The following is a 3,533-nucleotide window of genomic DNA, read 5'->3' as shown; positions in this document are numbered from 1 at the left end:
GGGCTGATCAGCAATGGGCTGGTCAGAAAACCGGGTCAATGGCGAGAACCAGGTGAGCAGCATTGCCGAGAATCTGGTTGGGCAGTATTGCTAACGATCACAGAGCACTATCGGGCGACGATTGACACTAATGCGGGCTGCTTGACATACAACCTGAAATGCGGCGTGGCGGTCGGCGGCGCGGCACGGTCGATAGCCCGTGACGGACAGGATGAGTTTGCGTTGCTCATAGATCGTGGGTGCACTCGGAACTCGCAGTTCGTCATCGGTTGCTGGCAAGGTCAAATGGTCACGAATAAATCGCAACTCATCGGAGACCTCCTCGATGGTGACCGTAAAAAATCGTTGTTTGGCCTTGAAGTAGCCAAGGGTTAAGACAAAAAAGGCTTGGACGGCGGCATCGGAGAAGGTTTCCATGAGCGCGACATCGATGGGCGGAAGTGTGAAATAGCCAAGCCGTTCGTCATCCGTGAAATGGGGGCGGTCATAGAGTTCGGCCCGTTCGGCTTCCTCGAGCACAATGATGCGTTTTGTTGGCGATGGTGACGCTGGGGGCATACCGGTGTCCACTCCATGGTGAATCAGCACCGCACTGGTGCTGATCGGCGATTGGCGTGCCAGATGGAGGGGTCAGGGCATCGGCACAGATGGGGTGGAAGTATACCAAACAAACGAGGGTTTAATTGCTATAGTCTATGAACGTGTCAATGACGGTGAGTTTGTGTTGTGCTGAGTGTAGCCGATATACCACAAAACCCGTCGAGGAAATCTACATACCAAATGACTCGACGTGTGGTGTGTTTTGTGGTATATCTAGCACATCTATTCGGATGAAGGAGCTTCGATGCTTATTGGATATGCTCGCGTTTCCACGGCGGATCAGCAGCTTGATCTCCAAATCGATGCGCTCCGTAGTCATGGCTGTGAGCACCTCTATACGGATATGGCGAGTGGGGCAAAAACGACCCGTCCAGGACTTATGGAAGCCTTGAACGCATGTCGGGCTGGCGATGTACTGGTCGTCTGGAAGCTCGACCGGTTGGGACGATCGTTGGCCCACTTGGTAGAAACTGTTCAGGCGCTGGCCGCCCGTAACGTTGGTTTTCGCTCCCTCCAAGAACAGCTCGATACCACCAGTTCTGGCGGCAGGTTAGTTTTTCATATCTTTGCCTCGTTGGCGGAGTTCGAACGTGACCTCATTCGCGAACGGACTAATGCGGGTTTAATAGCAGCACGGGCGCGAGGACGGAAAGGTGGACGGCCGAAAGGTGTCGATGAGCAAAAGAGGAAGGCTGCCTTAGCCCTCAGGCGCGATCTAAGTTATACGGTGCAAGAGATTTGTGCGATGGTCGGAATCTCGCGCAACACTTACTACAAATATATCCGGAATGAATAACATTGTTCGATAGGTTTCGACTATTGTTAACGCTGAGGTCTAAAGGAGGAATAATGTCTGGTGCCGCACCATACCCTGATAGCGATTATGACGAAGTTGAGGCAATACGCGTTTTTGAAAATCTTCTAGATTTTCGATATATCAAGTCTAGTATCACTAAACGAGATAAAGTACCTAATGTTGATGGATTTATTGAAATCTTAGATTACACAAATTCGCCAATAGCTAAAGTAGAAGTCCAAGTCAGAAAAATCCCAGTAAACCGTAAACAATATAGTGTCCAGAAGAGTCTTGTTCTTTATAGTAAAAATTCATCAACTTTACCAGTTATTCTTATCTGTGTAGATATAATTAATCATAAGGTGTACTGGAAGCATATTCATTCATTAATGTCGGAATATAAAGAAGGACAAAATACCTTCACTGTTTACTTTGATGATTCTACAGATATAGTAAATACTAGTGGGGAATATATTCAAAGATGGATACAGATTGCTAAAGATTACCAAATAAGAATTAATGAATTTCCTGTAGCAGCAATTGCCTTAAAGAAAGAAAAAGAATTATTGAAGCTAACCAGAGATGAGCAGATGTATTTTCAAGACTACCTTGATGCTATAAATAATTTTGTCAGATCTGATTTCGAGATTATCAAGGATTTATCAAATATATGGATGTTTGGCATAGTTATTTATAGTATTGATGATGATAGAATTATCTATGGTATCGGTAGAATACCGTATGGTGACACGAAATCCCCAATTTATTTTGTGGGGGGTAATCCTTTCAATGATGGACTAGCGTCTAATGTTGATATTGAAGTTGAATTCGCGACTATTCTTGATAGATCTAACTTAGGCAATTCTCGTGAAAAGGGAAAGCAATTTGTTCTGAATCGGGTTAATAGGCTTGTAAAGGAATTTGGATTTCCCGTATTTGGAGAAATACTCGCTAGTGATATAATTTTTTCATTCATAGATAATTACTATAGATTTCTATATCTAGATGAGAATAAAAATGATTTTGATTTAGATGAGATAAGTAATGCATTTTATAACACTCTAACTAATACATGTAAAATATATCTACAAAAGCAACAGGATAAGTTACTTCTTGTTGATCTTGATAATATGAAATCTTCTTACTTTCCACCGAAAAAACCGAAGCATACATTAGATCCGAAATTATTTTGGATTCGATCACGAAAATTCCCATTAGATGTAGTTGAGAGTGCGATTCAATATCTGCGATCAGTAAATTTGATTAATGTCAAGAGACCTTTTGTTAAAAGAGCTAGGATAGATGGATTTATTTGGACAGGATATAGTCTATCTGAAAGAGGTGACAATATCAAAAAAATATTATCAAATTGTATAACGGAATATAAAATATTCTGTCAAGGTTGTAAGTTTAATTTTACAGATTCATACTACCTTTCAGATAAATATTCGATTATCTATGGATATTCAAATAAAAATGAAAAGGAAAGACCATTGGTAGAAGAAATGGTAGTAATAAATCATGATAAGATGCTACCTAAGGTTATCGTCGAAGAAGGCTTAAATACATTTTTTAATGGCCGAGGAATTATGTATAATGATGTTTGGTATAATTCAATAACAATTTCAGCATCAGCATCAAATTTTTTGTTTCATGATCAGGCAATGAGAAATATGATATATAACTTATTAATTAATGATATGAAAAGACACTATAACTTAACAAATAATATCCACTTTATGCTCTAACCACAGATTGCAGAAAATACGTACAAATGTTCGCTATAGAAAACGGGGGGAATCTGCGTTTAACCCATAGGCATCAACCTTATCGCCAGTATCACTCAAAGGCACTCCTATGGCATCATGGAATTGCAATACACCATGAATCCAAGGAGTGCCCATGTCCATCATACCGCACGTCAGTGACGCGATGCAAACCCTGCTGACCACCACGACCGAAACCGTCGCGGCAACCCTCGGCTATGTGAAGCGGGCCGATCGAGCGACCTTGATGTGGTCACGATTTAATGGATAATTATCTTATCCGCTCCACGCCGCTTCAATCATCGCGGGCGTTTGGTAGGCTAAGCTCGAATGTAGCCGTTGGCGATTATAAAAAATTTCGATGTATTCGA

Annotated in this window: 4 protein-coding genes; 3 read left to right on the top strand and 1 reads right to left on the bottom strand. The window is 41.8% G+C overall.

Features of this window, described 5'->3' with window-relative positions:
* Positions 1–90: 90 nt before the first annotated feature.
* Positions 91–558, bottom strand: coding sequence for a DUF4158 domain-containing protein (locus tag ABEB26_RS26700; RefSeq protein WP_345725142.1), 468 nt, complete (start codon positions 556–558; stop codon positions 91–93).
* A gap of 286 nt (positions 559–844) precedes the next feature.
* Here ABEB26_RS26700 and ABEB26_RS26695 point away from each other — a divergent pair, with 286 nt between their 5' ends.
* The 3 genes from ABEB26_RS26695 to ABEB26_RS26685 all read left to right on the top strand — a co-directional run bounded on the left by ABEB26_RS26695 (position 845) and on the right by ABEB26_RS26685 (position 3,433).
* The gene (locus ABEB26_RS26695) at positions 845–1,396 is read left to right on the top strand and encodes a recombinase family protein (protein WP_345725141.1); all 552 of its coding nucleotides are present in this window, start codon (positions 845–847) and stop codon (positions 1,394–1,396) included.
* A 53-nt stretch (positions 1,397–1,449) separates the two neighbouring features.
* Positions 1,450–3,144 (top strand): hypothetical protein, encoded by a 1,695-nt coding sequence (locus ABEB26_RS26690; RefSeq protein ID WP_345725140.1) that lies wholly within the window; start codon positions 1,450–1,452, stop codon positions 3,142–3,144.
* A gap of 154 nt (positions 3,145–3,298) precedes the next feature.
* Positions 3,299–3,433: a hypothetical protein gene (locus ABEB26_RS26685; protein WP_345725139.1), complete on the top strand. Its 135-nt coding sequence runs from the start codon at positions 3,299–3,301 to the stop codon at positions 3,431–3,433.
* Positions 3,434–3,533: the final 100 nt, after the last annotated feature.

This window comes from Herpetosiphon gulosus (genome assembly GCF_039545135.1).
GTDB classification, from domain to species: domain Bacteria; phylum Chloroflexota; class Chloroflexia; order Chloroflexales; family Herpetosiphonaceae; genus Herpetosiphon; species Herpetosiphon gulosus.
This window is presented reverse-complemented; position numbering and strand designations above follow the sequence as displayed.